This is a genomic window from Acinetobacter sp. ANC 3882, assembly GCF_022549545.1.
Taxonomy (GTDB): Bacteria; Pseudomonadota; Gammaproteobacteria; order Pseudomonadales; family Moraxellaceae; genus Acinetobacter.
Genome location: NZ_JAKZGB010000007.1, coordinates 18,130 through 43,848, shown reverse-complemented (window position 1 = coordinate 43,848; position 25,719 = coordinate 18,130). Strand labels below are relative to the sequence as shown.

The following is a 25,719-nucleotide window of genomic DNA, read 5'->3' as shown; positions in this document are numbered from 1 at the left end:
TTTTTCTATGGAATAAAAAATTGACTTGAAAGGATGTAGAGCAATGTTCATAGAAATTGGTGATTTTTTAAATCTTCGTCTTCAACAAATGGGTATCCAACATCTGTTTGGTGTACCTGGTGATTTTAACCTTTCTTATCTCGAACAAGTTGAAGCAGACGCACAACTTGAATTTATCGGTAATTGTAATGAATTAAATGCTGCTTATGCGGCAGATGGTTATGCGCGGATCAATGGGTTTGCCGCACTCACCACCACTTATGGTGTGGGTGATTTAAGTGCTATCAATGGCATTGCGGGTGCGTATGCAGAGAATGTGCCTGTGGTGCATATTTCGGGTATTCCACCTTTGCATGTGGTGCAGAAAGGAACTTTAGTACATCACACACTGGTGGATGGCAACTACGACAACATCATGAACTGTATGAAAGAGTTTACGGTCGCGCAAACACGTTTAACCCCCGCCAACGCAGCCTTTGAAATTGACCGTGTATTACGCCAGTGTTTTCTGGATCGTCGCCCAGTTCATATCCAGCTACCTTCAGATATTACCCACGTTAAAATTGAAGTGTCAGATCGTGCATTAGATTTGTCTTATCCAGCGGTGGAGCCAGAGCTATTACACAGTGCTGTCGCGAAACTGTGTGAGGTAATTGGTTCTGCTAAAAATCCGGCATTGTTAATTGATAATGAAGCGTCGGTATTTGGGGTAACTTCACTCCTGAGTGATTTATCACAAAAATGTTCGATTCCCTTTGCCAGCATGCTCACGGCAAAAAATATTATGGATGAAGGGTCACCACGTTATGTGGGAACGTATGTCGGTGGAGCGAGCCAGCCGCAGGTTCGTAATACCATTGAACAGTCCGACTGTTTGATTGGGATTGGTGTACGTTTTAGTGATGTAGGAACAGGCGTGTTTACCCACCAAATTGCCACTGAAAACTATATCGAAATTAAGCCGTATGCATTAACGATTTTTGGACAGGATTTTCCAGGCATTGAAATTGGACAACTTCTGGTAGAGCTGAACAAGAAAGTTGCACCGCGTAAACTATCCAAACCGATTTTGGAAAAACAGTCTTTAAAAACTGTGGAAGTTCCTGAACAGCAAACATTAAGTCAGGACATTTTATGGAATGCAATTGCAGGTTTTCTAAAAGAAGATGATGTCATTATCGGAGAGGTTGGAACCTCGAACTCTGCTTTGGCAGGTTTACAGTTACCTGCAACTGCGAAATATATTGCCCAACCACTGTGGGGTTCGATTGGTTATACCTTGCCTGCTTTGCTCGGCAGTTTGCTGGCGGCACCTGAACGACGCCAAATCCTGTTTATTGGGGATGGTTCGTTTCAGCTCACCGTACAAGAGCTCTCAACCATTATTCGTCATGATCTCAAGCCGATTATCTTCTTATTGAATAATGGCGGTTATACCATTGAACGTTTAATCATGGGGGAGAATGCTGTGTATAACGATGTCCAAAATTGGAAATATACTGAAATTCCAAACGTCTTTAATGGCACGAAAGCCTATAAAAGTTGTGTGGTAGAAACCGCAGGTCAACTTAAACAAACATTAAAAAATATCGATCAATTCGATGGTCTGACCTTTATTGAATTAAAACTGCCCGCCATGGATGCGCCCTTGAGCCTGAAAAAATTTGCTTCGGTGATTGCCCGTTTTGATTATGGCGATCGTGGTTATGAAATCTTAAAACAACGTTCCCAAGCATTACCGTGTAAAAAAGCAATTTCCTTCTAATCAGAAGAAAATTGGAAAATCTTCAAATTTATAAATTGATAAGAGAGCGAATCAGATTCGGAGCTTCATGTTGAGCTTCGAATCATGCGCTGTATAAAAGGTGTACAGGATGTGACACACACATTGGAGATAAAGTGATGGATGTAAACAATAAACATGAGTTAAAACAAGGATTGTCCAATCGGCATATTCAGTTAATTGCGCTAGGTGGCGCGATTGGTACAGGATTATTTCTCGGTCTTTCACAAACCATCAAACTGGCAGGGCCTTCTATATTATTGGGTTATGCGATTGCAGGTGTGATTGCTTTTTTAATCATGCGTCATTTAGGTGAGATGGTAGTCGAAGAGCCAGTCAGTGGTTCATTTAGTTATTTTGCCAATAAGTACTGGGGCCGAATGGCAGGCTTTATGTCAGGTTGGAATTATTGGGTGCTGTATGTGCTGGTTAGTATGGCAGAACTCAGTGCAATTGGGACCTTTATCCAGTTTTGGTGGCCTGAAATTCCCACATGGTTGACTGCACTGGTTTTCTTCGTGTTGATCAATGCGATTAATCTGGTCAATGTAAGGTTCTTTGGTGAGTCAGAATTTCTGTTTTCCTGCATCAAGATTGTTGCGATTTTAAGCATGATTGGCTTTGGTGCTTATCTTTTACTTTCTGGTTCTGCTGGACCGCAAGCAGGCATTGCCAATTTATGGCAGCACGGTGGCTTTTTCCCACATGGAGCGCATGGTTTTGTCATGGCACTTGCGGTCATTATGTTTGCGTTTGGCGGACTTGAGCTGATTGGGATCGCTGCAGCAGAAACCAAAAAACCTGAAACTACCATTCCGAAAGCGGTTAATCAGATCGTGTATCGTATTTTGATTTTCTACATTGGTGCAATTGGGATTTTATTGTGTCTTTATCCGTGGAATATGGTGGCGGAAGGGGGAAGTCCTTTTGTCTTAATCTTCCAGTCGTTAAACAGTAATGGTGTGGCGAATGTACTGAACTTTGTGGTTCTGATTGCGGCGGTTTCGGTCTATAACAGCTGTATTTACTGTAATAGCCGCATGTTGCATGGCTTGGCAGAACAGGGCAATGCACCTGCGCTGCTGAAAAAAGTCAATGCGCGTGGTATTCCTGTACCTGCTGCTATAGTCTCGGCATCGGTGACGGCAATTTGTGTGGTGGTTAACTATTTAATTCCTGGTGAAGCTTTTCAATTATTTATGATGCTGGTGGTTGCTGCTTTGGTGATTAACTGGTTGATGATTTCGGTCACACATTTGAAATTTAATAAAGCAATGCGCCTGAAGCAACATCAGACCAAGTTTAAAAGTCTCTGGAGCCCATGGAGTAATTATTTAACCATTAGCTTTGTCTGCTTTATCCTGATTATTATGGCGATGACACCTGATATGCGTTTAGCGGTGATTCTTGGGCCGATTTGGTTGGGTGTTTTAGCGCTGATGTACGTACTAAAATATAAAAAGAAGAACGTTATCTCTACAGCTGTGCAACCAAATATTTGAGTTGAAGTTTGCCTACGCAGTGTAGGAAAAGGAGTCCAAGATTTGGACTCTTTTTCTTTATGCGAGGTGCACATTGCTGGGTTGTGTCGGGACGTACATTAAAAATGTCATTTTTAGTCAAAAAACTAGACCCATTTCAATAAAATTATCTGGATAAATCTATGTATTTTATAAAAGGAAAAAATATGAACAAGGACGCGTTCTAGGCAACTCGAACTCATCCCAAAACTGAGAAAAACAATATGTTCAATCAATGGCCTGCTTTCATGGGCTTTATAAAGCAAATGCATAAGGCAATCGATCATCCGACGATACGCTCCAAGCGGTCTTTTTTACAAGAATACGCTTGGCAACCTCAACATCGGGCCCAACAAAAAGGTTGGAGTCGTTACGGAATTATTATTCCAGATTTACCTGATCCACATCAATTTTTTAGCTTTCTTTCTATTGTTAGTTCAGCCGAGTCAGAGGTGGTTGAGCTTGATCCATTGTTGCAAACCCATCTCGGTAAGAATGCCATGATTGTGACAGGTACTGCGGCAAAAATGGCACGACATTCTCAAAGTCATTTAATCCCGCAAAATTATCAGTCTGCTGAAGCTAATCCATTTTTACAGTTTGGCAAAGATGTCAGCATTGCAGGGCAGTATCCATATTACCGTGTTGTGATTCGTCAAGCTGAATTCAAACTGGATATCCAACTTAAAAACACTGATAAGGTGTCTTGGTTTATACAAATGCCGATGTATGACCACTTTAGCTTGTTATCACATTATGAAGGATATTTTCGCTATCAAGGTGGTATCCAAAAAATTTCAGGATTATGTACCTTTGAATATGCTTTCTGTAAGAGTTTGAATGATTCATCATCTATTGCGGAGAGAAAAATCCCGCTCGATTTTAGTACCTATCATATTGTTTCACTTGATGAACAGACGCAGCTTTTATTGAATGAAACACACTTTAATGGCGAAAAAATGGTGAATAAAGCCTTTCTTCGCAATATAGAAGGGGAGAATCAAGCTTTGGACGCTGAATTTGAAATTTTAAGCTATCAGTCTCGGTTAGCGATTGCAGAAGATGGTCGACCGCTTAAACTGCCATTTAAATTCCGTTGGTTAGTCAAAAATAAACGTGGTGATGCTGAGATTATTATTCGTGGAGAAGTGGATACCACCATGTTATATGGGATCAGTAATGGATATGTCGGTGGTTACGGTTATGAGGGTTTTTATAAAGGACGTGAGATCGAGGGGCGAGGGTACATGGAATATATTGACCGTCGAGTGGGTTAATAATTGACTGACGGCGTGGCGTTATGGTTTTTAAATGAATCAAGAGCAATGCATTGTGATTGATCTTATTGATTGTTCTGATTTATTGATTAGTTAGAAGGGCGGAAACTTATCCTGTACCAGATTAAGTTGTAGATTATGTTCTAAATAGGCTTTTAAACTATCCAGTACTGTTGTGAAACCGCCCGTACTATCAATAATAAAAGCAATCAGTTCATCGCCGTGCAAAGCAATATTGTAGTTTTGAATCTTCAGATAGGTTTGATCATCAGTTAATGGCTCAAAGATAAAGTCGACGGTACTGCTGGGCTCACCCCACTGAATTTGAATCAGTTCATTGGCAATGATTTTTATTACGGTCACTTTGCTTGAAACTTGGTATTTTTCCCATGTCCATTCAACGGTTGTACCCTGCTCAAGTTTCCCTGTAGATGAGCTAAACCAGAACTTTGAGCTGATTTCAGGATGGACAAAAGCATCGAATACCTGTTGAACAGGTTTACGAATCATCATCTGTGTTTCAATTATGACAGGATTGAGCATGCTATCCGTTCTTTTTGATAGGGAATTGTCATAAAACATATATAAACTCTCAGAGATGACCAAGATGCTTTTTGTTAAGTCAATGTTCTTCTGATAATTAAAAAATTATAAAATTCAATGCTTCGTTGCTACTTTTTTCCGTGTTCATCTATAATTATTTTATAAAAATACAGCGAAAAATACGGTTTTATGACCAAGAATTTTCTAAAAATTAGTCTTGGAAAATGACCATCACAAAAGCGTCATAAAGTTGTCACTTAATTGTCATATTATCTGCTCAAAATGCAGTTAACCAAAGTACAACACTTAACTTGAAAAGAGTTGTAAATCAAATTGCATAAATGAGAGAAAACAGAATGCGCTTAAATCCACGTCACATCGCAATTGCATTAGCTGTATCTGGGGCAACTGTAGCAACGACTGCGAATGCAGCTCGTGATACGATTCAAATTGCTGGTTCATCTACTGTATTACCATTTGCAAGTATTGTTGCTGAAGAGTTTGGCAACACATTCCCACAGTTCAAAGCACCAGTTGTTGGTTCAGGTGGTACGGGTGGTGGTTTGAAGCAGTTCTGTCAAGGTGTGGGTGATAACACCATCGACATCGCAAACGCTTCTCGTCAAATTAAAGACACAGAATTAGATGCATGTAAAAAGTCTGGCGTAAACCAAGTACAAGAAATCAAAGTGGGTTATGACGGTATCGTATTCGCATCAAATGTAAAAAAAGCGGCTTATAAATTAAAACCAGTTCATGTATTCACTGCATTATCTGCACAATTGCCTTCAAACGGTAAATTAGTTCCAAACCCATATACGACTTGGAACCAAATTGATAAATCATTACCAAATGAACCAATTACACTGGTCATTCCTGCATCTAACCACGGTACACGTGAAGTGTTCCAAGAGAAAATGATTGATGCGGGTTGTGAAGCATTTGATTACTACAAAGCTTTAAGCAAAGATGATCAAAAGAAAGCATGTTCAACTTTCCGTAAAGATGGTCGTGTAATTGAAATCGCAGGTGACTATACTGAAACTCTAGCTCGCTTGAAGACTTCTCCAAACGCAGTTGGTGTATTTGGCTTAGGTTTTTATGACTCAAACCGCGATAAATTACGCGTAGCGACTGTAAATGGCGTGACACCATCAGAGAAAACAGTATTAGATGGTAGCTACCTTGTTTCTCGTCCATTGTTCTTCTATGTGAAGGGCGAGCACTTGAAATCAATCAAAGGCTTACCACAGTACACAGAATTCTTCTTAAACAAGAAAATTTCTGGTAAAGGTTCTAAATTAGAAAAAGCTGGTTTAATTCCTTTAAGCGACAAAGAGCGCGCAAAAATCCTAGCTGATTTCAAAGCTGGTAAATCAGTTAAGTAATATTGTTAAAAGGGAGGCTGGTGAGACGTTGGATCATCAGCCTTTTTGTCTAGCTAAGTTTTTTCAAATCATGAAAATTGAGAAAACAGTGGAGATTACATGAATCTGCTACTTATCGGTGTGTTATTAGCCCTTGTGGCAATTGCATATCAAATCGGGCTGAGTAAAAGCCGTAACCTAGCAGGTAAGGGAAATAACTCAGCAACACTACATTCTCGCCCAGGATATTATGGGGCGTTGGTTGCTTTGTGGTGTGGTATTCCTGCTTTTTTAATTTTGATTATTTGGAACTTGGTTGAACCAAGTATTTTACAACATATCATCTTCAATAATATTCCTGCATCTGTAAGTTCGACTTTAGATGCGGCGGGTCGTGATGTTTTAACCAGTCGAGTGCAAGCAATTGCGTCTGGTTTCGGGGTAACAGATCAACCAGCAGCCTATGAACTTGCAGCAGCGCAACAGCTTTCAAAATTCCAAACCATTGGTTCATTTGCAAAACTTGCAGTGGTCATTAGTGCAGGGTTGGCTGGCTTGGTTTGGGCAAAGCGCCATGTGAGCCAACAATTCCGTGCGCGTAACCAAGTCGAAAAAACTATTAATGTTGCATTGATACTATGTTCTGGTGTCGCAATCCTGACCACCATCGGTATTGTTTTATCGATGTTGAAAGAAGCTTTACACTTTTTCCATTTTGTTAGCCCAGTTGATTTCTTCTTTGGTACTGAATGGAATCCAGGCTTTAGCACATCAGGAAATGCAGAAGGCAGTTACGGTATCTTACCGTTGATTTGGGGTACTTTAATGGTCAGTGGTATCGCATTATTGGTTGCGGTGCCCATTGGTTTGTTGGTTGCGATTTATTTAGCTGAATATGCATCGCCAAGCTTACGTTCTTGGGCAAAACCTGCGATTGAGGTTTTGGCAGGGATTCCTACGATTGTTTATGGTGTATTTGCCTTAATGGTCATTGGTCCATTCTTCAAGATCGTTGGTGAAAGCGTTGGTATTAATATCAATGCGACCAGTGCTCTCACGGCAGGTTTTGTAATGGGAATTATGATTATCCCATTCGTTTCATCATTATCAGATGACATTATTACTCAGGTGCCTCGCGCATTACGCGACGGTTCTCTGGGCTTAGGTGCAACCAAATCAGAAACCATTCGTCAAGTGGTTTTACCTGCCGCCCTACCAGGGATTACAGGTGCATTCTTGCTTGCTGTATCCCGTGCAGTCGGTGAGACCATGATTGTGGTGCTAGCAGCAGGGAACAGTCCATTGTTGCATGCCAATCCATTTGAAGCAGTTTCGACAGTGACCGTGACGATTGTGAAGCAATTAACGGGAGATACTGACTTTGCGAGCCCACAAGCACTGGTGGCATTTGCACTGGGTTTAACGCTGTTTGTGATTACTTTGGGTCTAAACATTATTGCACTGTACATCGTGCGTAAATATCGTGAGCAATACGAATGAGTTCATCAAATACATCTCCTCTGGATCAGAACGTATTGGATCCTCAAGTAGCTGCTGAACAACGTGAGCAGCGTAAAAGAAAGATCCAAAGTTCTTTGGCCAAGCGTCATCGTAAAGAAAAAACCTTTCGCTTTGCAGGTATCTCGGCGGTTGTTATTGCACTAGCATTTGTTGCTTTACTGTTTGGCAGCATTTTGGCGAAAGGTCTACCATCTTTTTGGCAAAGTAGCATGACCGTTCCTGTTTATTTTGATCCAGCCATTATCAATGTGGGTGCGAAGCCAAAACAAACAGCAGGTGAAACACCCGCTCACTTTGAAGAGCGCATGGTTGCTTGGCAAACTGAAATGGGCATGGTGGACTGGGATGCCTTGATCGTAAATGGCATCGTTGCTAAAAATAAAGCATTAGAGCCTCAACGTGATTATCTGAGCAGTTTATATACCAGTTCGGAAGCGTATCGCTTACGTGATATGGTGCTTAAAAATCCTGCGCTGATTGGAACGAAAGACGAGATCAAATTCCTAGCCGATGCCAATGTTGATGTGTGGTTGGCTGGTAATATTGACCGTAGTTTACCTGATGATCAGCAACAACTTGAACCAGAAGTACGTCAACTTGCAGATCAATTAAAGGCTGAAGGGATTATTAAAAATACCTTCAATACCAACTTGTTCTTTAGTCCAGATTCTCGTAGTTCACCTGCAACAAGTGGTTTAGCGGGTGCATTTATGGGTTCATTATTCATGATGATGATCGTGATCGTGATCTCGATTCCAATTGGTGTTGCGAGTGCAATCTATCTTGAAGAGTTTGCGCCTAAGAACATGATGACCGACATTATTGAAGTTAACATTAACAACTTGGCAGCAGTTCCTTCGATTGTATTTGGTTTGTTGGGCGCGGCGATCTTTATTGGTTGGATGCAACTACCATTATCAGCACCATTAGTGGGTGGTTTAGTACTCAGCTTAATGACTTTGCCAACGGTGATTATTACCACGCGTGCATCGTTAAAAGCAGTGCCTCCTTCGATTCGTCAAGCGGCTTTGGGGCTAGGTGCGTCGAAAGTACAAACAATTTTCCATCATGTGTTACCGCTGGCATTACCCGGCATTATGACCGGTGCGATTATTGGGGTGGCGCATGCACTGGGTGAAACTGCACCATTACTTTTAATCGGAATGAGTGCTTTCGTGGCAAGCGTACCAACGACACCACTCGATCAAGCGACAGCGTTGCCAGTACAGGTTTATTTATGGCAAGGTAATGAATTACGTAACTTCTTCGAAGGACGTACTGCTGCTGCGATTATTGTGTTACTGGCATTAATGATTGGTTTGAACAGCCTTGCTATTTGGCTCCGTAAGAAATTTGAAGTGCGTTGGTAATTGAGGAGAGTACAATGAATACGATTGATATTATGAACGCCGTAGAAAAGGATAAATCAGTGAACCCACAGCAAAAAGAATTTACGTCATCTGAAGCGCAAGTTCAGCAATCAAATACTGCATTTGTCTCTCAGTTTGAAACGGCTTCATCAAATAAAAAGCCAAAGACAAGTGAAGTGAAAATCAGTACCAAGGATGTTCATGTTTATTATGGTGACTCTGAGGCGATCAAAGGGATTGACCTTGATGTTTACCAAAATGAAGTGATTGCATTCATTGGCCCATCGGGTTGTGGTAAATCGACTTTCTTACGTACTTTAAATCGTATGAATGACACCATCGATAGCTGCCGTGTAACGGGTAAGGTGACATTGGATAATCAAGATATTTATGATCCAAATCTTGATGTGGTGTTATTACGTGCACAAGTAGGTATGGTCTTCCAAAAACCAAACCCATTCCCAAAATCAATTTTTGACAATGTTGCTTATGGCCCTAAATTACATGGTCTGGCACGTGACAAATATGATTTAGAAGAAATTGTTGAAAATAGTTTGCGTAAAGCAGGCTTATGGGATGAAGTTAAAGATCGTCTGAATCAACCAGGTACAGGTCTTTCAGGTGGTCAGCAACAACGTTTGTGTATCGCACGTACCATTGCAGTGAGTCCTGAAGTGATCTTGATGGATGAGCCATGTTCGGCACTCGATCCAATTGCGACTGCAAAAATTGAAGAATTGATCTCAGAATTGTCAGAACAATTCACCATTGCAATCGTAACTCACTCCATGCAGCAAGCAGCGCGTGTATCTGATCGTACCGCTTACTTCCATTTGGGTGACTTGATTGAAGTGAACTCGACTGAAAAAGTGTTTACTCAACCTGACCATCAATTGACTGAAGCTTATATTACAGGCCGTTTTGGTTAATTTTTACGGTGATAGAAAAGAGGGTCTTCGGACTCTTTTTTTATATATAAATGAAAATGAATCTATTTTGCAAAATCGCTATTGAATTTTTATTGAGCAGACCACATCTTAGAACAATAACGCCGAACTTATAGAGCACATACTTCATGTTATTCCATTTACCTAAGTTTCCTGCTGAAATTCGTATTAGTCATTTAAATGCGCGTGTGAATGAACAAAGAAAAAGAATTGCGCAAACGACAGCATCTCGTTTGGAGTTATTGCAACTTGTTCAACAACTTGGCAAAGAAGCCAAGATCCGTAAAAAGAATGATCAAAAAATCTATGTCCTCGACTTTAAAGGGGATGTTCAAGCTTCTGCAGTAGATACCATTCGTGAAGAAATTACTCTGATTTTAGCGACTGCTAAAGCAGGGCATGACCGTGTCGTGGTCCGTTTAGAGAGCCCAGGTGGTATGGTGCATGGCTATGGTCTTGCAGCGGCTCAATTGGTGCGTTTGCGTGATGCTGGTTTTAACGTCACTATCTGCGTCGATAAAGTCGCAGCGAGTGGTGGTTATATGATGGCATGTATTGCCAACGAAATTATTTCTGCGCCGTTTGCTGTGGTGGGTTCGATTGGTGTGGTTGCACAAGTACCCAACTTCAATCGTTTGCTAAAGCAGCATAATGTTGATTTTGAGCTATATACCGCAGGTGAATACAAGCGTACCGTGACCATGTTTGGTGAAAATACGCCAGAAGGTAAGGCGAAGTTTGAAGAAGAATTGCAGCAGACTCATTCGTTATTTAAACACTTTGTGGAGAAATACCGTCCTCAACTGGATATCACAAAAGTTGCCACTGGTGAGCATTGGTATGGCGAAGATGCGCGTGAGCTGAACTTGGTTGATAAGTTACAAACCTCAGATGAGTATTTATTAAGCCTGTTACCAAAGCATGATATTTATGTGATTAATACCCGTAAACGGCCAACATTTGGTGAAAAATTGGGCTTACAAGCTGCACAAATGGCAGAGAGTCTAATTCCAACCGTATTGGGTAAAATTACTGATAGTCTTGCCAAAGCCAATAGCACTTTGGTGCAAATGCGTGATCCTAAATTTTAAGCATCTGTATTCAACTGTTCTGTTAAAAAACCAGCCGACATGGCTGGTTTTTTATTATAGATAGGACTGGATTTTAAACATTTGGTCAATTTAATAAACATGACAAAACTTCTGATAGAAGAGATTGTAGTCATATCGATCATTTGATATTTTATTTGCAAGATGAATTACTTAATTATTCATTAATCTAAAAATTATTTAAAAATATAATTGATAAGTGAGCATAAGAATGACAAGAGTCGTTGTTTCTTCGAAGAAAAACTCGAATATTCTACAGGATGCCCAACTAAAAAGTGTGGTTTTAGACCAACCTTCGATTGTGCAAATTGGTGTAAATCAGGCGGATATTAAGTCAATTATCAAACAAGGTAATGATCTTGTCATTACACTAAAAAATGGTGAGAAAATTATTCTCAGCGATTTCTATAATGATGCCAATCTGACTGAACATAGTTTGGCTATTTCTAAAACAGATGGTTCCTACGCAGTTGCAGAGTTTGATGATTCAGGCAAATTTGTAGGTTATGCACCAGCCACATCACTGGCGCAATTTGCCTATACCGAGCCAGTTACACAAGCGACGCCTGTTCAAAGTACGGAGAATGATCTAGGGATTAGTAAATCGCAATTGTGGAAAGTCGGCTTAGCTGCTTTAGTCGCGGAAGGGACATATTTGTGGGTGGTTAAAGATGACGATAAAGATGATAAAAATAAAAGTGATAACAAACCAATAGATATCACTCCACCTGCAACACCGACAGCAACTTTAGGAGCAGACACACAAACTATTACCGGTAAAACTGAAGCTCAGGCAAAGATTGAAATCAAAGATGCGACGGGTAAAGTCATTGCGATGGGTCAAGCAGATGCTGAAGGAAATTATACGATTAAGTTGGACCAACCTCTAGTTAATGGTAGCAAGGTGAGCGTCACAGCAATTGATGGTTCTGGTAATGCATCGAAAGCAGCCGTAGTCACGGGGAATAAAGATACCATCGCACCAGATGCGCCAACAGCACAACTCAATGCAGATGGTACCATTGTAACAGGTAAGACTGAGTCGAATGCTAAGGTTTCAATTTACGATGCTAATGGGAATTTACTTGGTACGGTTACCGCAAATAAAGAAGGGCTATACTCAATTAAAGTTTCACCAGCACTAACCAGTGATAAGGGCGGAACGGTGATTGCTGAAGATGCAGCAGGAAATAAATCCACACCGTCTAAAGTCATTGCTGGAAAAGATACGTTACCCCCTGACCAACCTTTGATTGATGTAAATAAAGAGGGGACTTCCATTCAAGGGCGTGCTGAAGCCAATAGCAAGATACAGATCAAAGATACCGATGGAAAAGTGATTGGCAGTGGAACTGCCGATGCGCAAGGTAAATTTCAAATTACGCTTTCACCTGCATTAGCCGCAGATAAAAAAGCCTCGATCATTATTGAAGATGCAGCCGGTAATCAATCTAAGCCTCTTGAGATTACAGCAGGCAAAGATACCATCGCACCAGATAAAGCTATTGCTGAGATTAATGCTGCAGGTGACTCTGTTACAGGAACAGCCGAAGCGAACAGTAAAATAGAAATTAAAAGTATCGATGGAAAAACGGTTTATGGTACAGGGACCGTGGGTGCTGATGGAAAATTTACCATTACGTTATCACCCGTTTTGACTGATAAAAATATCGGTAAAGTTTATGTTGTTGATGCGGCAGGTAATCGTTCTGAAGCGACTGACGTATTGGGGACAAAGGATACTATTGCTCCAAATAAACCTATCTTGCAAACTGTGACGGATGATGTCGGTGCAGTAAAAGGGGCGATAGCAGCAGGCGGAGATACCGATGACACAAAACCCAAGTTAGAAGGTGTAGGTGAAGCAAAAGCCGTACTTACGATTTATGATAATGGATTACCGATTGGTACTGTAACAGTCGGGGACAATGGAAAATGGAGTTTTACTGTCGGCCAAGATCTTAGTCTAGGTGTACATAAAATCACGCTAACGCTGACTGACGCCTCGGGCAATATCAGTGAGGTGAGCGATGCATTTAATTTTAATGTTGTGGCACCAGCAGCGAAAGCCTCTTTGGTGGATTCAATTGATTTAGATGCTTTGCAAGCCAATCAAGTCGAGCCACCAGTAAATGAATCTGCAACGACTGAAAAGTTAGGCGTAAATGAGTTGCTAACGCCTTCTAGCCAAACCTCAAACCAACTGGATGAGGTTTTGAATCAATTGCTTGTTGGCCAAACGACTACGACGCTGATGAACAACGCAGGCACTTCGGATTCAAGTAATCTAGAGTATGCACAAAGTATCAAAGCTGATCCATTAGATCAGCTTGCTGTCCTGCAACACTCGATTATTTAACAGGTCTTTGTCTCAATCGAAACGCTTATTTCTGAATAAGCGTTTTTTCTTTGATGAGTTGGATGAAACCAATCAGGATTGCTCCGAGGGTGGCAAGGAACATGTCTTTGTGAGCATCCCAGATATCGCCTTGTTGACCATTATAGTTCTCGGCATCTTCAGGAGATAAGCCGATTGCAATCCACCACTCAATCAATTCATAGAACATACTCGATGCCATGACAAATTGCACAACCAGCAGGAATAAGGTAAAGGGTTTAGTGGAAGGTAACCATACTTGGAAACAACGATAAAAAAATGGATAGAGCAGTAAACCATAAGCAAAATGAACCAGCCGATCATACATATTACGTGACCAGCCCATCGTTTGATTGAGGTCAAAATGAAACAGATGTTCAATCCATTCATTATACGGAACATATGAATAGAGATAGTGTGCGCCTAAAATATGAATCAAAAGAAAGCCGAGGTAGAGGCAAAAACTATAAAAATGAATACCAATCTTTTTCATGATCACAATCAAGGCAATCAGCATCAATGCTGTCCCTGCCTGATGTAATAAATAGGATTCAAATTCAAGCGGGTCAATACTTGCTATCACGACAATCAGTAGCACAATAGCAAGCGCAATATAATGTTTTAAAATGAGTTGTTTTTCGATCATGCTGTATCCTAAATACAGTCAGGCAAATGTTATTGATCTTACTCAGCGGTCCCTAAAGCAATTGTTTCTTTGGTTGCAGAGATACCACCGAGAGCCTGACACGCTTGTTTATATAATTGATATTTTTGTTGTACAACTTCATCCAGTGGAATGTCAAAGAGATCTTCACCATTTTTATATTGTTCAATATAGTTTGCAGCTTTTTCTTTATTGGCTGCCAAAGATTGTTGATAAAAATTTGACATAGAAGATGTTGCTAACTCATTGGATTCAATATTGTTACATTGAAAACTCTGAAGCACTTTTTCAGCGCGTTTTACTTCGTTTGATTTTCCAAAGATGCAACCTGTTAAGCTCAAGGTGGCAATGAGTACGTACAAAAGCTTCATAATCAATAAAGTAGAATTTTAAAGGACGTATTATTGTATATATGATTCATTTTATAAATTCATTATTTATGTCTAACACAATAAAATTTAATCTTTTTTCAATGTGATGATTTTATTGGACAAAAAATAAATAGGATAATTATGCAAAATAGGGAACTCAGCGGAGCAGAATCGGTGCTTGTTTATATTTACTTGATGTTGCGAATCGTCATTGTAGGCGAAGATGAGAGCAGAGTACGGATTCTTTGGCGAAGGTAAAAATATTCAATCGGTTGATATAAAATGATTTTTAGCGTTATGCTAAACAAGGGCGGCATCAAAACATCGAGTTATGTACATCAAGCACATTTTTTTATTCTGTTTTCTGATCAGCTTATCACTTGGGTCTTATGCGGATGACTATGATTTTTTTGCAGAGTATGAGCCAGAAGACACGGAACAAATGTTTGATTCAGCCTATCCGCAGACCAAAACAGAATATTCCGTTTTGCATAACATGTTTTTTCAGAATGAGCGGTGGCGCGTTTATAACTATACTGCATATCAAACCAATCAGTTTAATCATAAAATGCTGACGGGTGACACCACTAGTCTTTCACTGGATGATTTTTCGATTTCAGTGGGTTACGGCATGATGTATCAGTTGAACCAGACCAACCGCATAGGTTATGAATATCTATCCAGTTTTCCCTTTGATCGGGGGCAATTGATTCGATTCTTCTGGTTACGTATTTTTTAACTGGTTTTTTGATATAAGCCAGCTCGTACAACACCTGCTTTGGTTTCTTTGATTTTCTGCCATGTACTTGGCAGTTTCAGCTGCGATAAATCTTGATCTGCTTCTACATAGATAAATGCATTGTTGCTGATCATCGGGTCAGCGAGTTCGGCCAGTTCTTGCCATAAATTCAGTCTATAAGGTGGATCGAGAAACACCACATCAAATGTTGTATTTAACTGCTTTAATGTTTGTTGTGCTGTAGCAACGTGTAATTGGCAATTCTTAGCGTTTAACAGTTGAATATTGTCTTTTAAAAAGCGTGCTTGGGTCTGATTCGGTTCAATCATTAAAACGTTGGCCGCACCACGAGAAAGGGCTTCAAAGCCCAACGCGCCTGAGCCGGTGCATAGGTCCAAGACCTGTGCATTTTGAATATCCCACATCAACCAATTGAACAAAGTTTCACGGACACGATCAGGTGTGGGGCGTAGGCCTTCAATACTTGCGAACGGCAAAGTACGACGTTTCCATTCACCACCAATAATGCGTAATTGATTTTTCATTATTCAGTTACTCCATCAACTGGTTGAGGCGTCGCTGCAACTGGTGTAGAGGCTGCGGGTGTTGATGCCGCCTGTGGATTTTGTGCTGTGCTTGTAGAAATACTACTGCTTGGCAACTCGCCTGGTTTAATGCCTGCTGTCATTAAACCACCACTGACTTGATGCGTGGCAGGGCGAAGTGGATTCTTTTTACGGGTTACTAACCAATAGTCAAATATTGGACGTGCCAGTTGAGCGGCAGACCCACCATGTTTACCGTTTTCCCAAACCACTGCAATCGCAATTTCAGGGTTCTCGGCAGGCGCAAAGCCGACAAATAAACCATGGTCCCATTGTCGAGATGAAAGTGCGGCCTCGTTATAACGTTTACCTTGGGCAATACTTTTGACTTGGGCTGTTCCTGTTTTACCCGCAATCGAATATTGCAAACCACCTTTAATACCACGTCCTGTACCAGATTGAATGACATCAACCATGGCGTCGTGCATATTGATCCAGTCTTGCTCTGTACCATTGAAATTGATTTTGCCATCAGGTGCATTGTGTACGCTAAATTTTTTGACGCCTTTCGTTTCTCTGAGTACATGCGGTGTGACATGTGAACCTTTATTGGCGGTAATCGCTGTGGCCATCGCCAGTTGCAAAGGCGTTGAAGTAAAGGCCCCTTGTCCGATACTGACCGAAATGGTTTCGCCTTTCAGCCATTTTGATTTGCGTGTACGCATTTTCCATTCTGGACTTGGATAAAGACCAGAACTTTCGCTTGGTAAGTCGACACCAGTTTTTTCACCAAAGCCAAATTGACGCATCCAGTCATTCATTTTTTCAATGCCCATCCGATAGGACAAGACATAGAAATAGGTATCGCACGACACAATTTGTGCTTTGTGCATATTGACTGAACCATGACCACTTTTCTTATGGTCGCGGAAGCGGTGACTATCGCCAGGCAGTGAGAAATAACCTGGATCGGAGATCGCGGTACTCCAATCCACAAGACCATAATGAATGCCACCTAAACCAAACATTGGTTTAATGGTCGAGCCAGGAGGGTAAGCCCCCTGAACCGCGCGGTTATAAAGCGGTTGATCAAGGTTATCACGCAGGCCGCTATAGTCTTTGGAGCTAATCCCTGTAACGAATAAGTTTGGATTGAAGCTCGGACTTGAAACCAAGGCCAGAATTTCACCTGTGCGCGGGTCCATAGCTACGATCGCACCACGACGATCAGCCAATTGCTTTGCGGCAATAGTTTGCAGACCATAATCGAGCGATAAATAAAGATCATTACCACGTGCTGGATTTTGGCGACCTAAATTACGTAAAACATTACCGTGTGCATCTGCTTCGACCGACTCATAGCCAGGTACGCCATGCAACAGGTCTTCATAACTTTTCTCGACCCCAATTTTACCAATCAGGTTAGTTCCCGCATATAAATCTTTATCAATCGATTTGAGTTCTTTATCGTTAATACGTCCCACATAACCAATTACATGCGCAAATAGCTCACCATGTGGATAGTAACGGGTCATCTGGGTTTCGATTTTCACCCCAGGAAAGGCATATTTGACTTCACTAAATTTGGCAATGTCGGCTTCAGTCAAATTTAGCTTAATCGCCAAGCGTTCGGTTTTACGTGCTGTTTTAACGCGGCTTTTAAAGCGGTCAACGTCATCCTGACTCAATCCTAAGATTGGGATTAAACGAGTGATGGTTGCATCAATATCACTAACATCGGCACGGCTTAAGGTCGCGGTAAACACAGGGTAGTTATCTGCCAATAACACACCATTACGATCGTAGATATAACCACGCGCTGGTGGCAGCGGTTGTAAGCGAATTCGGTTCTTATCTGAGGCCGTTGTAAAATCATCGTAATGAACAATCTGTAAATATGCATAACGACAGATCAGTAAAAGCAGAAAAATAGTCACAACTGAAATTGCAAAAAAGATTCGACCCCGATAAATGCGCTTTTCTTGTTGCATGTTTTTTAAAGGAAAGTGCTGTTTCATAGGGTGTCGACTTAATTACAAGATGGAGAGAATACGAAAGCTACGTATTTTAACGTAAGTTGCATGATCATACTGTAGAATTTTCAACAATTCATGCAAATCACAGCGCGACAGCTTTTGACTTTGCAGACATTAAAATTGTATGGTCTTGTATATTAGAAGCAAAATAATTCTGTTAAAGTCACAAACAGTTTGAAATAGGATTTTCCAATACACTCTTAGGGAAAATGGAGAAAATAATGAGAAAAATTTGCCTTTTATTATCGGTTTTAACATTTACAGGCTTAACCCATGCGGATGAAAATCCTTTTAAGCCTGAGCCTAAATTAAAAGACGCAAACGTTTCCACATGGAATGTGGGTGCAGGTTTTACCAAAAAATTATTACACGCCAACCTTGAATGGGTAAATCCGTATGGTATTGCTTATGCCAAAGCGGGTGCCTTTTTAAATGATGACAACGAGGCAGGTGGGCAAGTTGGGTTCCGTTATCCTTATTATTTAACAGGGACCGATAAAAATGGTTATTACATCGGTGTCTATGCAGGTCATCTAGACACTAAAAATTTCGGCGGTAAAGAAAAGGCAAATCTGGGTGTGGGTGCTGATATTGCTTATGTTTGGCTGAATAGCGAACGCATCAGTACTTTCAGTGTGGGAGCTGGGGTACGTGAGAAAATAGAAGATGGCAATGGCAATACGGTGAAAAAATCAGAGCCAGTTCTTCAGTTTTCTTATACCTTAAGTTTTGGTTTATAAGAGAGGAATCAAGATTCATCCTTTTATAGGCCATCATGTATCAATAATTCTGAGAGTCATGCATGTTTGATTACGTCAATGAATTGTGGCAGATTTTCTTAAATCGACCTGACCATCTGGCAGTCTTAAGTATCATTCCTGTGACCGCCTTTGTAACATGGGCGCACGTGTGGATGGCATTAAAAATGGTGTTTTACCCAATTAACTTTTGGGGATTCCATTTAGGACCATTACCTGTAGGTTGGCAAGGGATCGTGCCACGTAAAGCTGGACGTATTTCAGGCATCATTACTGACAATACTTTATCTAAATTGGGTTCATTGCGTGAGTTTTTAGAAGCAATGGATCCTGAAGATATGGCGATGATCATTGGTGAGCAAGTCGGATTCGAGCTTGAGCATCTGATTGATGAAGTCATGATTGATCGTAATGCCGTGCTTTGGGAAAACCTACCTTATTCAATTAAACGACGTATCTATGCACAAGCACATAAACAGTTGCCAACCACTCTTCGGGAACTTGTGACTGAGCTGACCATGAACGTCGAGTCACTGGTTGATATGCGTGAAATGGTGGTTAGCCAAATGGAAGGCGATCGTCGTTTAATGGTCCGCATGTTCCTAAAAGTCGGCCAGAAAGAAATTAACTTTATTTGGCATATCAGTGCATTAATCGGGATGTTCTTTGGTATTTTCCAAATGATCGTCTGGTTCGTGGTGCCATGGCATTGGACTGTACCGTTCTGGGCGGCAATTTGGGGCTTTTTAACCAACTGGATTGCCATCTGGATGGTATTCAATCCGATTGAGCCACATTATATTCGTTATCCACAGATTTTCCGTCGCACTAAAGACCGTAAATTCCCTTGGATTGTACCTGTTTTAAAGATTGGTACTTACAATGTTCAAGGCGCATTTATGAAGCGTCAGGAAGAGGTTTCTGATGTGTTTGCCAGTGTGGTGACTGAAGATTTAATTACCTTAAAATCGATTATGACTGAAATGATGTATGGCAGTAAAAAAGACAAAACCCGTCGTATTGTCAAGCGTCATATCAATGAAATTATGGAAACCCCATTGGTCAGAACCTCATTGCAGCTTTCATTAGGTCCAAGAGAGTATGCTAGACTCAAGACCGACTTGATTGATCGCTCAATTGAAATTACCATGGGACCTGTATGTGACCCAGCTCTGAATGCAAGTCGCGCGCAGAAGATCTTTCAAATGTTTAGAGACCGCATCCGTGAACTAACACCGAAAGAGTTCCAGAACTTATTGCGTCCTGCGTTCCAAGAAGATGAGTGGATCTTAATTGTACTCGGTGGTGTGACTGGTTTCTTTGCTGGTTTAATCCACTTATTTGTTGCTTTCTTATAATTAATTTGATGTTGGTTGAGCGATAAGTCTGTATGATATTGCTCAATTTAAGATTTATTGTTTTTAAATGAGGATGTTCTTTTATGCGCATTATTTTACTCGGACCACCTGGGGCAGGCAAAGGTACTCAAGCTCAGTTGATCTGTAAGCGCTACAATATCCCACAAATTTCAACCGGTGATATGCTCCGTGCTGCAATTCGTGAAGGTACTGAACTTGGCTTAAAAGCGAAAAGTGTCATGGAGTCAGGCGGTTTAGTTTCTGATGAACTGATTATTGGCTTGGTTAAAGAACGTATTGCTCAGCCTGATTGTGAAAATGGTTGTATCTTTGACGGTTTCCCGCGCACAATTCCACAAGCTGAAGCATTAGAAACAGCAGGGATTGGCATTGATCACGTGATTGAAATTGCTGTACCAGACGAAGAGATTGTGCAACGTCTTTCTGGTCGTCGTCAGCACCCAGCTTCTGGTCGTGTTTATCACACTGTTTACAATCCACCAAAAGTGGAAGGTAAAGATGACGAAACAGGTGAAGACCTTGTACAACGTCCAGATGACCAAGAAGAAACGATTCGTAAGCGTCTAACGTCTTACCATACTGAAACTGAACAATTGGTTGGTTTCTATCAAGGTCGCGCAGCTTCTGGTGAAAATGCGCCAACTTATGACAAATTAGATGGCCTACGTGCGATCGAAAATGTTCAAGCTGATTTATTTGCAATCTTAGATAAATAATTTAAGTTGCCGATTTTAAAAGAGCTCTGAATATAGGGCTCTTTTTATTTGGAGAAAGTTCATGCTTAAAGTCGTTTTGATTTTAGTGGTCATTTTCAGCATTGTTTTACTGTTGTTTTTATTGTATCAGAGCCAGAAAATGCTACGTCATGTACAGAAACAGCAGGCTTTGGAAAATAAATTGAATGGTAAAGCTCGCCAATTGCATCCAAAACTGCAACAGCAAAAAAAACCTCAGGATTAACTGAGGTTTTTTATTGCAATGGGTTTGCTAGCGCCAAATTCGAATCGATCTGGCCAGTTACAGACATCCGCAACGATACATTCACCACACTTGGGTTTACGTGCGATGCAGCAATAACGGCCGTGTAAGATTAGCCAGTGATGGGCATCTATAATAAATTCTTTCGGAATCACTTTAATCAAGCGATCTTCCACTTCTAATACGTTTTTTCCAACAGCCAAACCTGTTCGATTACCCACCCGAAAGATATGTGTATCGACAGCCATCGTCGGTTGACCAAAGGCGGTGTTCAGCACCACATTCGCTGTTTTACGTCCTACACCGGGTAGTGCTTCTAATTCTTTGCGTGTTTCTGGAATTTGACCTTGATATTGATCGACCAAGATTCGGCAGGTTTTGATGACATTTTCAGCCTTGGAATTATATAAGCCAATGGTCTTGATATATGATTTCAAACCATCAATTCCGAGGTCTAAAATGGCTTGGGCAGTATTAGCAACAGGATATAGTTTATCCGTGGCTTTGTTGACACTCACATCAGTTGCTTGAGCAGACAGCAAGACCGCAATCAGTAATTCAAAAGGAGAGGAGTAGTTCAACTCTGTCTGTGGATGTGGTCTTTGTTCACGTAAACGTTCAAAAAAGGTCTGGATCTGCTTTTTTGTCATATTCTTTACGGACATTTAGACCTCCTGCAATTCAGTTAAACGTTGTTGTAAGGCAAGCAATTGGGCTTGCTTTGATTCATCAGCACGAACACTTAACTGCTTTTCTAATTTTTTAATCTGTGTACGTACTTTTGCAAGTTCGATTGTTGTTTTTGCATCGAGCGTTGGACTTTCTTTCGGCTTATCCACTAAGGTTATCACGGGCACATTATTGAGTGCCTGAGAAAATTGGGCGAAGAACTCCACATCAATTTCAGCACGCACAATGGGCCCTTTACGATTTAATCGACGTTTTTCTTCACGTTGGATATGCGCGTAATAACGATGTCTTAAATCATCCTGTTCAGCACTACGTAACTCAGCTGTAGGCATGGGTTTAGTATCAGCCACCAGATCAATACAATCAACAGGACACGGTGGAATACATAACTCACAACCTGTACACAGATCGGTCAAAATGCTGTGCATCAACTTGCCGCTACCAATGATGGCGTCTACAGGACAAGCACTGATACATTTGGTGCAACCAATACATTCATCTTCACGAATCACTGCTTTAATTCGTTGCGGTCGACCATCTCGCTGAATTTCCCAAACACTGGGTTCTGCTTTGAGTGGTGGACGCTCTAACAAGGCTGCTAGTGCATCCGCAACGGGTTGTCCACCAGGCACACATTTATTGGCTTCCTCACCCTCTGCAATTGATTTTGCGTAAGGTAAGCAGCCATCACGATGCCCACATAAACCACATTGTGTTTGTGGTAACAGTTGGTCAATTTGGACAATAAGTGCGTGTTGTGCAGTTGCGGACATGTATCGAGGATGAAGCAAAAAACAGGGAGCTTAGTATAGCAAATAATGATTTATTGCGGCGCAGCAATCTCAAAATATCCAGATAGATGAAAAGGTCTTGTGCTTAAAAATAGTGCTTTAATTGATTTCTTTTAGTGCGATTGCGTTTGTGGAACCATCTGACTTTCAGTAATAACGTGACTTTTTCTACATTTTTGACCTTTATTTAGTATATAAATAATGAATATTTACTAACTTAAGGTTATGATTTTAATTAATAAAAATAGTTAACCCTAAAAATAATATTGTGATGAAATAGTAATCTGTATTTAATAGGTGAAAACTCTATTTTGGTGCACTTTTCGCACCAAGATAAATCACTAACTCGGGGGTGAATGTTGAAATACAATAGCTTAAATGACTTTCTGGATTATGTTAAAGCTAGAGATCCATATCAACCTGAATTTTTACAAGCGGTCGAAGAAGTCATGACCAGTTTGTGGCCATTCATTGAGAAAAATCCGAAATATGCTCAATATGGTTTATTGGAACGACTGGTTGAACCTGAGCGAGCGATTCAATTTCGTGTATCGTGGATGGATGACCAAGGTCAGACCCATGTTAATCGTGGTTTCCGCGTGCAATACAACTCGGCAATTGGTCCATACAAAGGGGGAATGCGCTTTCATCCTTCTGTGAACTTGTCCATTTTAAAGTTTTTAGGTTTTGAGCAAACATTTAAAAATGCTTTAACGACCTTGCCGATGGGTGGTGGTAAAGGTGGTTCAGATTTTGACCCGAAAGGTAAATCTGAAGCAGAAATCATGCGTTTTTGCCAAGCATTGATGCTGGAGTTGTACCGCCATCTTGGTTCAAACACAGATATTCCTGCTGGAGATATTGGTGTCGGTGGCCGTGAAGTTGGCTATATGACGGGGATGATGAAGAAGTTAAGTAACGACACATCATGTGTGTTTACTGGCAAGGGTATTTCTTTTGGCGGGTCACTGGCTCGCCCTGAAGCAACAGGTTATGGTACGGTTTATTTTGCTGAAGAAATGCTAAAAACCCGTGGCGATAGTTTTGCCAATAAAACAGTATCAATTTCAGGTTCAGGCAATGTGGCGCAATATGCTGCCGAAAAGGCCTTGTTCTTGGGTGCGAAAGTGGTGACCTTGTCGGATTCAAATGGTACGGTCTATTTGAAAAATGGATTTACCAAAGCCTTGCTCGATGAAGTGATGGAACTGAAAAATGTTCAACGTGGACGTATGTCAGCGTTTGCATCAAAGCACGGTTTTGAATATTTCGAGGGTAAAACCCCGTGGCATATTCCAGTCGATATTGCTCTGCCATGTGCAACGCAAAACGAATTAAATGCGGATGATGCAGTAACGCTATTGGCGAATGGCGTGATATGTGTGGCAGAAGGCGCGAATATGCCATCTACACTTGAAGCAGTTGAAAAGTTTGTTGCAGCGAAGATTTTGTATGCACCAGGTAAAGCTTCAAATGCGGGCGGCGTTGCAACATCTGGTCTTGAAATGTCGCAAAATGCCAATCGTCTAGGTTGGTCTTTTGAACAGGTGGATGAGCGTTTACATGCGATCATGAAAGAGATTCACCGTAATTGTGTAAAATACGGTACTCAGGAAGATGGTTCAATCAACTATGTCGATGGTGCCAATATTGCTGGTTTTGTAAAAGTTGCTGATGCCATTTTAGCGCAGGGCATTTATTAAAAATTTCTATAACTCCCTCTTTAATCAAGAGGGAGTTTGCATAAAAAAATCCGATGCTTTGTCATCGGATTTTTTTATTTCTATAATGAAATTATGGTTTTTTCACAATTTCTTGTTCAACAACCATATCTAATACGTCTGCAATGCTTGATTGGTCAGCAGCAGGGTTTTTAATGTCAAAGCGTTTAACACGTACGATCACACGTTGTTGTGGATTGTGTTCAAAACCTTCGATTTGACCGTAGTAAAGTGACCAGTTTTTATCTGCGTAAGTTTTTAAACCTTTGTCATCATATTTAATTTCACGAACTTGCATACAAGTTTGTGGTGCAACGCCTGTGCAAGATTTAGTTTCTGGTGAAATTTCCAAGAAAACAGTTTTACCTTCAGACTGGTATTTTGCTTCAGGTGTCATTTTACCTACGAAAGTATATTTTTGACCTTTGGCATCAGCGATGACTAAAGTCGGTTGTTCTGGGTTGCTTGCATTCACTTCAAAAGCGATTTTACGTTTTTGTAAAAGTTCGCCAGCAAATTGTTCTTGCTTCATTAGTGCAGGATCACAAGCCATTAATGTTGATGCACCGTCACCCGTCGTGATCAAACCATTTTCAACTTTCCATGATGTATTTAAGCGGTTACAACCTGTGTCTACAGATAAACGATCATTCGCCAAGAAGCTTAATACGATTGGGCGTTTAGTATCAGTAGGTTGATATGACCATGTGTAGTTGGTTAATACATTGTTATCAGCCACTTTTGCACCTGTAAATACATGCTTTTGACCTTTGCCATCAGTAACAGTCAAAATTGCTTGACCATTTACTGTGCTAATTTCAAATGGTACTTTTTTCTCGCTGAAAATATCAGAAGATAAACGCTCTTGTTGCATTAAATCATCAGCACAAGCCATCATGGTTGATACAAGTGGTGACGTGACAATGCTATTGCCTTCAACTTTCCAAGTACCACCTTGGTTATTACAACCCGTTTGGATTGCAAGTTTTTGGTCAGCGTTAAAAGATAAAACTAAAGGTTTAGATGCTTTAGAACCTTGGTAAGTCCAATTATATTCAGTTAAGTTTTTTGCAGCAGTTGTATTAATTTGAGAAATTACATTATCAGTCACATTTTGCACTGTTTGGCACGCCATTAAAGAAAGTGGAAGTAATGCAAGAACTAAATATTTGATTTTCATATTCAAAACAACAGTAAATAAATAACAGTCATAAGCTTAAAGTATTCTTAAAA

Annotated in this window: 23 protein-coding genes; 15 read left to right on the top strand and 8 right to left on the bottom strand. The window is 40.7% G+C overall.

All coding sequences use genetic code 11. The features are described 5' to 3' along the window. Positions 1-43: 43 nt before the first annotated feature. From MMO42_RS13205 to MMO42_RS13195, 3 genes are all read left to right on the top strand, one after another. Positions 44-1,765: a thiamine pyrophosphate-binding protein gene (locus MMO42_RS13205; RefSeq protein WP_241320850.1), complete on the top strand. Its 1,722-nt coding sequence runs from the start codon at positions 44-46 to the stop codon at positions 1,763-1,765. 137 nt (positions 1,766-1,902) lie between these two features. Then, on the top strand, positions 1,903-3,285 hold the full coding sequence (locus MMO42_RS13200) for an amino acid permease (protein WP_241320849.1): 1,383 nt from the start codon (positions 1,903-1,905) through the stop codon (positions 3,283-3,285). Positions 3,286-3,527: 242 nt separating this feature from the next. After that, a complete protein-coding gene (locus MMO42_RS13195) occupies positions 3,528-4,580 on the top strand; it encodes a DUF6670 family protein (protein ID WP_241320848.1) in 1,053 nt (350 codons plus the stop codon). A 93-nt stretch (positions 4,581-4,673) separates the two neighbouring features. Here the strand turns inward: MMO42_RS13195 and MMO42_RS13190 are convergent, their stop codons facing one another. Then, complete coding sequence (locus tag MMO42_RS13190; RefSeq protein ID WP_241320847.1) at positions 4,674-5,123, bottom strand: SRPBCC family protein; 450 nt, start codon at positions 5,121-5,123, stop codon at positions 4,674-4,676. Positions 5,124-5,479: 356 nt separating this feature from the next. Here MMO42_RS13190 and MMO42_RS13185 point away from each other — a divergent pair, with 356 nt between their 5' ends. The 6 genes from MMO42_RS13185 (at position 5,480) to blp2 (ending at position 13,796) form a co-directional block, all read left to right on the top strand. After that, positions 5,480-6,511, top strand: coding sequence for a substrate-binding domain-containing protein (locus tag MMO42_RS13185; protein ID WP_005295954.1), 1,032 nt, complete (start codon positions 5,480-5,482; stop codon positions 6,509-6,511). Between the two features lie 99 nt (positions 6,512-6,610). After that, a complete protein-coding gene (pstC, locus tag MMO42_RS13180; RefSeq protein ID WP_241320846.1) occupies positions 6,611-7,990 on the top strand; it encodes a phosphate ABC transporter permease subunit PstC in 1,380 nt (459 codons plus the stop codon). After that, positions 7,987-9,381, top strand: coding sequence for a phosphate ABC transporter permease PstA (pstA, locus tag MMO42_RS13175; RefSeq protein ID WP_241320845.1), 1,395 nt, complete (start codon positions 7,987-7,989; stop codon positions 9,379-9,381). Before pstC ends, pstA begins: the two co-directional genes overlap by 4 nt. Before the next feature lie 14 nt (positions 9,382-9,395). Beyond that, positions 9,396-10,310 carry a phosphate ABC transporter ATP-binding protein PstB gene (gene pstB, locus MMO42_RS13170; protein WP_241320844.1) on the top strand — a complete coding sequence of 305 codons (915 nt, stop codon included), beginning with the start codon at positions 9,396-9,398 and terminating at the stop codon, positions 10,308-10,310. A 146-nt stretch (positions 10,311-10,456) separates the two neighbouring features. Then, positions 10,457-11,419, top strand: a complete 963-nt coding sequence (sohB, locus tag MMO42_RS13165) for a protease SohB (protein ID WP_241320843.1) — start codon at positions 10,457-10,459, stop codon at positions 11,417-11,419. Between the two features lie 229 nt (positions 11,420-11,648). Continuing rightward, positions 11,649-13,796 carry an Ig-like repeat protein Blp2 gene (blp2, locus tag MMO42_RS13160; RefSeq protein WP_241320842.1) on the top strand — a complete coding sequence of 716 codons (2,148 nt, stop codon included), beginning with the start codon at positions 11,649-11,651 and terminating at the stop codon, positions 13,794-13,796. A gap of 25 nt (positions 13,797-13,821) precedes the next feature. Here the strand turns inward: blp2 and MMO42_RS13155 are convergent, their stop codons facing one another. Together MMO42_RS13155 and MMO42_RS13150 are read right to left on the bottom strand one after the other, a co-directional pair. Further along, positions 13,822-14,460, bottom strand: coding sequence for a DUF2238 domain-containing protein (locus MMO42_RS13155; RefSeq protein ID WP_241320841.1), 639 nt, complete (start codon positions 14,458-14,460; stop codon positions 13,822-13,824). 38 nt (positions 14,461-14,498) lie between these two features. Then, on the bottom strand, positions 14,499-14,849 hold the full coding sequence (locus tag MMO42_RS13150; RefSeq protein WP_241320840.1) for a hypothetical protein: 351 nt from the start codon (positions 14,847-14,849) through the stop codon (positions 14,499-14,501). A gap of 331 nt (positions 14,850-15,180) precedes the next feature. Between MMO42_RS13150 and MMO42_RS13145 the strand changes: the two genes are divergently transcribed. Continuing rightward, a complete protein-coding gene (locus tag MMO42_RS13145; protein WP_005295932.1) occupies positions 15,181-15,588 on the top strand; it encodes a hypothetical protein in 408 nt (135 codons plus the stop codon). Here the strand turns inward: MMO42_RS13145 and rsmD are convergent. Both rsmD and mrdA read right to left on the bottom strand, forming a co-directional pair. Next, complete coding sequence (gene rsmD / locus MMO42_RS13140; protein WP_241320839.1) at positions 15,585-16,133, bottom strand: 16S rRNA (guanine(966)-N(2))-methyltransferase RsmD; 549 nt, start codon at positions 16,131-16,133, stop codon at positions 15,585-15,587. The genes MMO42_RS13145 and rsmD overlap by 4 nt on opposite strands. Continuing rightward, positions 16,133-18,151 carry a penicillin-binding protein 2 gene (gene mrdA / locus MMO42_RS13135; protein ID WP_241320838.1) on the bottom strand — a complete coding sequence of 673 codons (2,019 nt, stop codon included), beginning with the start codon at positions 18,149-18,151 and terminating at the stop codon, positions 16,133-16,135. The genes rsmD and mrdA overlap by 1 nt, the downstream gene beginning before the upstream one ends. A gap of 239 nt (positions 18,152-18,390) precedes the next feature. Here mrdA and MMO42_RS13130 point away from each other — a divergent pair, with 239 nt between their 5' ends. The 4 genes from MMO42_RS13130 (at position 18,391) to MMO42_RS13115 (ending at position 21,266) form a co-directional block, all read left to right on the top strand. After that, on the top strand, positions 18,391-18,909 hold the full coding sequence (locus MMO42_RS13130) for a hypothetical protein (protein ID WP_005295925.1): 519 nt from the start codon (positions 18,391-18,393) through the stop codon (positions 18,907-18,909). Between the two features lie 62 nt (positions 18,910-18,971). Then, a complete protein-coding gene (locus MMO42_RS13125) occupies positions 18,972-20,285 on the top strand; it encodes a hypothetical protein (protein WP_005145186.1) in 1,314 nt (437 codons plus the stop codon). Between the two features lie 83 nt (positions 20,286-20,368). After that, positions 20,369-21,022, top strand: a complete 654-nt coding sequence (adk, locus tag MMO42_RS13120) for an adenylate kinase (protein WP_241320837.1) — start codon at positions 20,369-20,371, stop codon at positions 21,020-21,022. Between the two features lie 61 nt (positions 21,023-21,083). Beyond that, positions 21,084-21,266: a hypothetical protein gene (locus tag MMO42_RS13115; protein ID WP_005208308.1), complete on the top strand. Its 183-nt coding sequence runs from the start codon at positions 21,084-21,086 to the stop codon at positions 21,264-21,266. Here the strand turns inward: MMO42_RS13115 and nth are convergent. Both nth and MMO42_RS13105 read right to left on the bottom strand, forming a co-directional pair. Next, positions 21,263-21,949, bottom strand: a complete 687-nt coding sequence (nth, locus tag MMO42_RS13110; protein WP_005183976.1) for an endonuclease III — start codon at positions 21,947-21,949, stop codon at positions 21,263-21,265. The two genes, MMO42_RS13115 and nth, sit on opposite strands and share 4 nt — an antisense overlap. Beyond that, complete coding sequence (locus MMO42_RS13105; RefSeq protein WP_241320836.1) at positions 21,950-22,747, bottom strand: RnfABCDGE type electron transport complex subunit B; 798 nt, start codon at positions 22,745-22,747, stop codon at positions 21,950-21,952. A 374-nt stretch (positions 22,748-23,121) separates the two neighbouring features. Here MMO42_RS13105 and gdhA point away from each other — a divergent pair, with 374 nt between their 5' ends. Then, positions 23,122-24,468: an NADP-specific glutamate dehydrogenase gene (gene gdhA, locus MMO42_RS13100; RefSeq protein ID WP_241320835.1), complete on the top strand. Its 1,347-nt coding sequence runs from the start codon at positions 23,122-23,124 to the stop codon at positions 24,466-24,468. 91 nt (positions 24,469-24,559) lie between these two features. Here gdhA and MMO42_RS13095 read toward each other — a convergent pair whose 3' ends face one another. Further along, the gene (locus tag MMO42_RS13095; RefSeq protein ID WP_241320834.1) at positions 24,560-25,666 is read right to left on the bottom strand and encodes an META and DUF4377 domain-containing protein; all 1,107 of its coding nucleotides are present in this window, start codon (positions 25,664-25,666) and stop codon (positions 24,560-24,562) included. Positions 25,667-25,719: the final 53 nt, after the last annotated feature.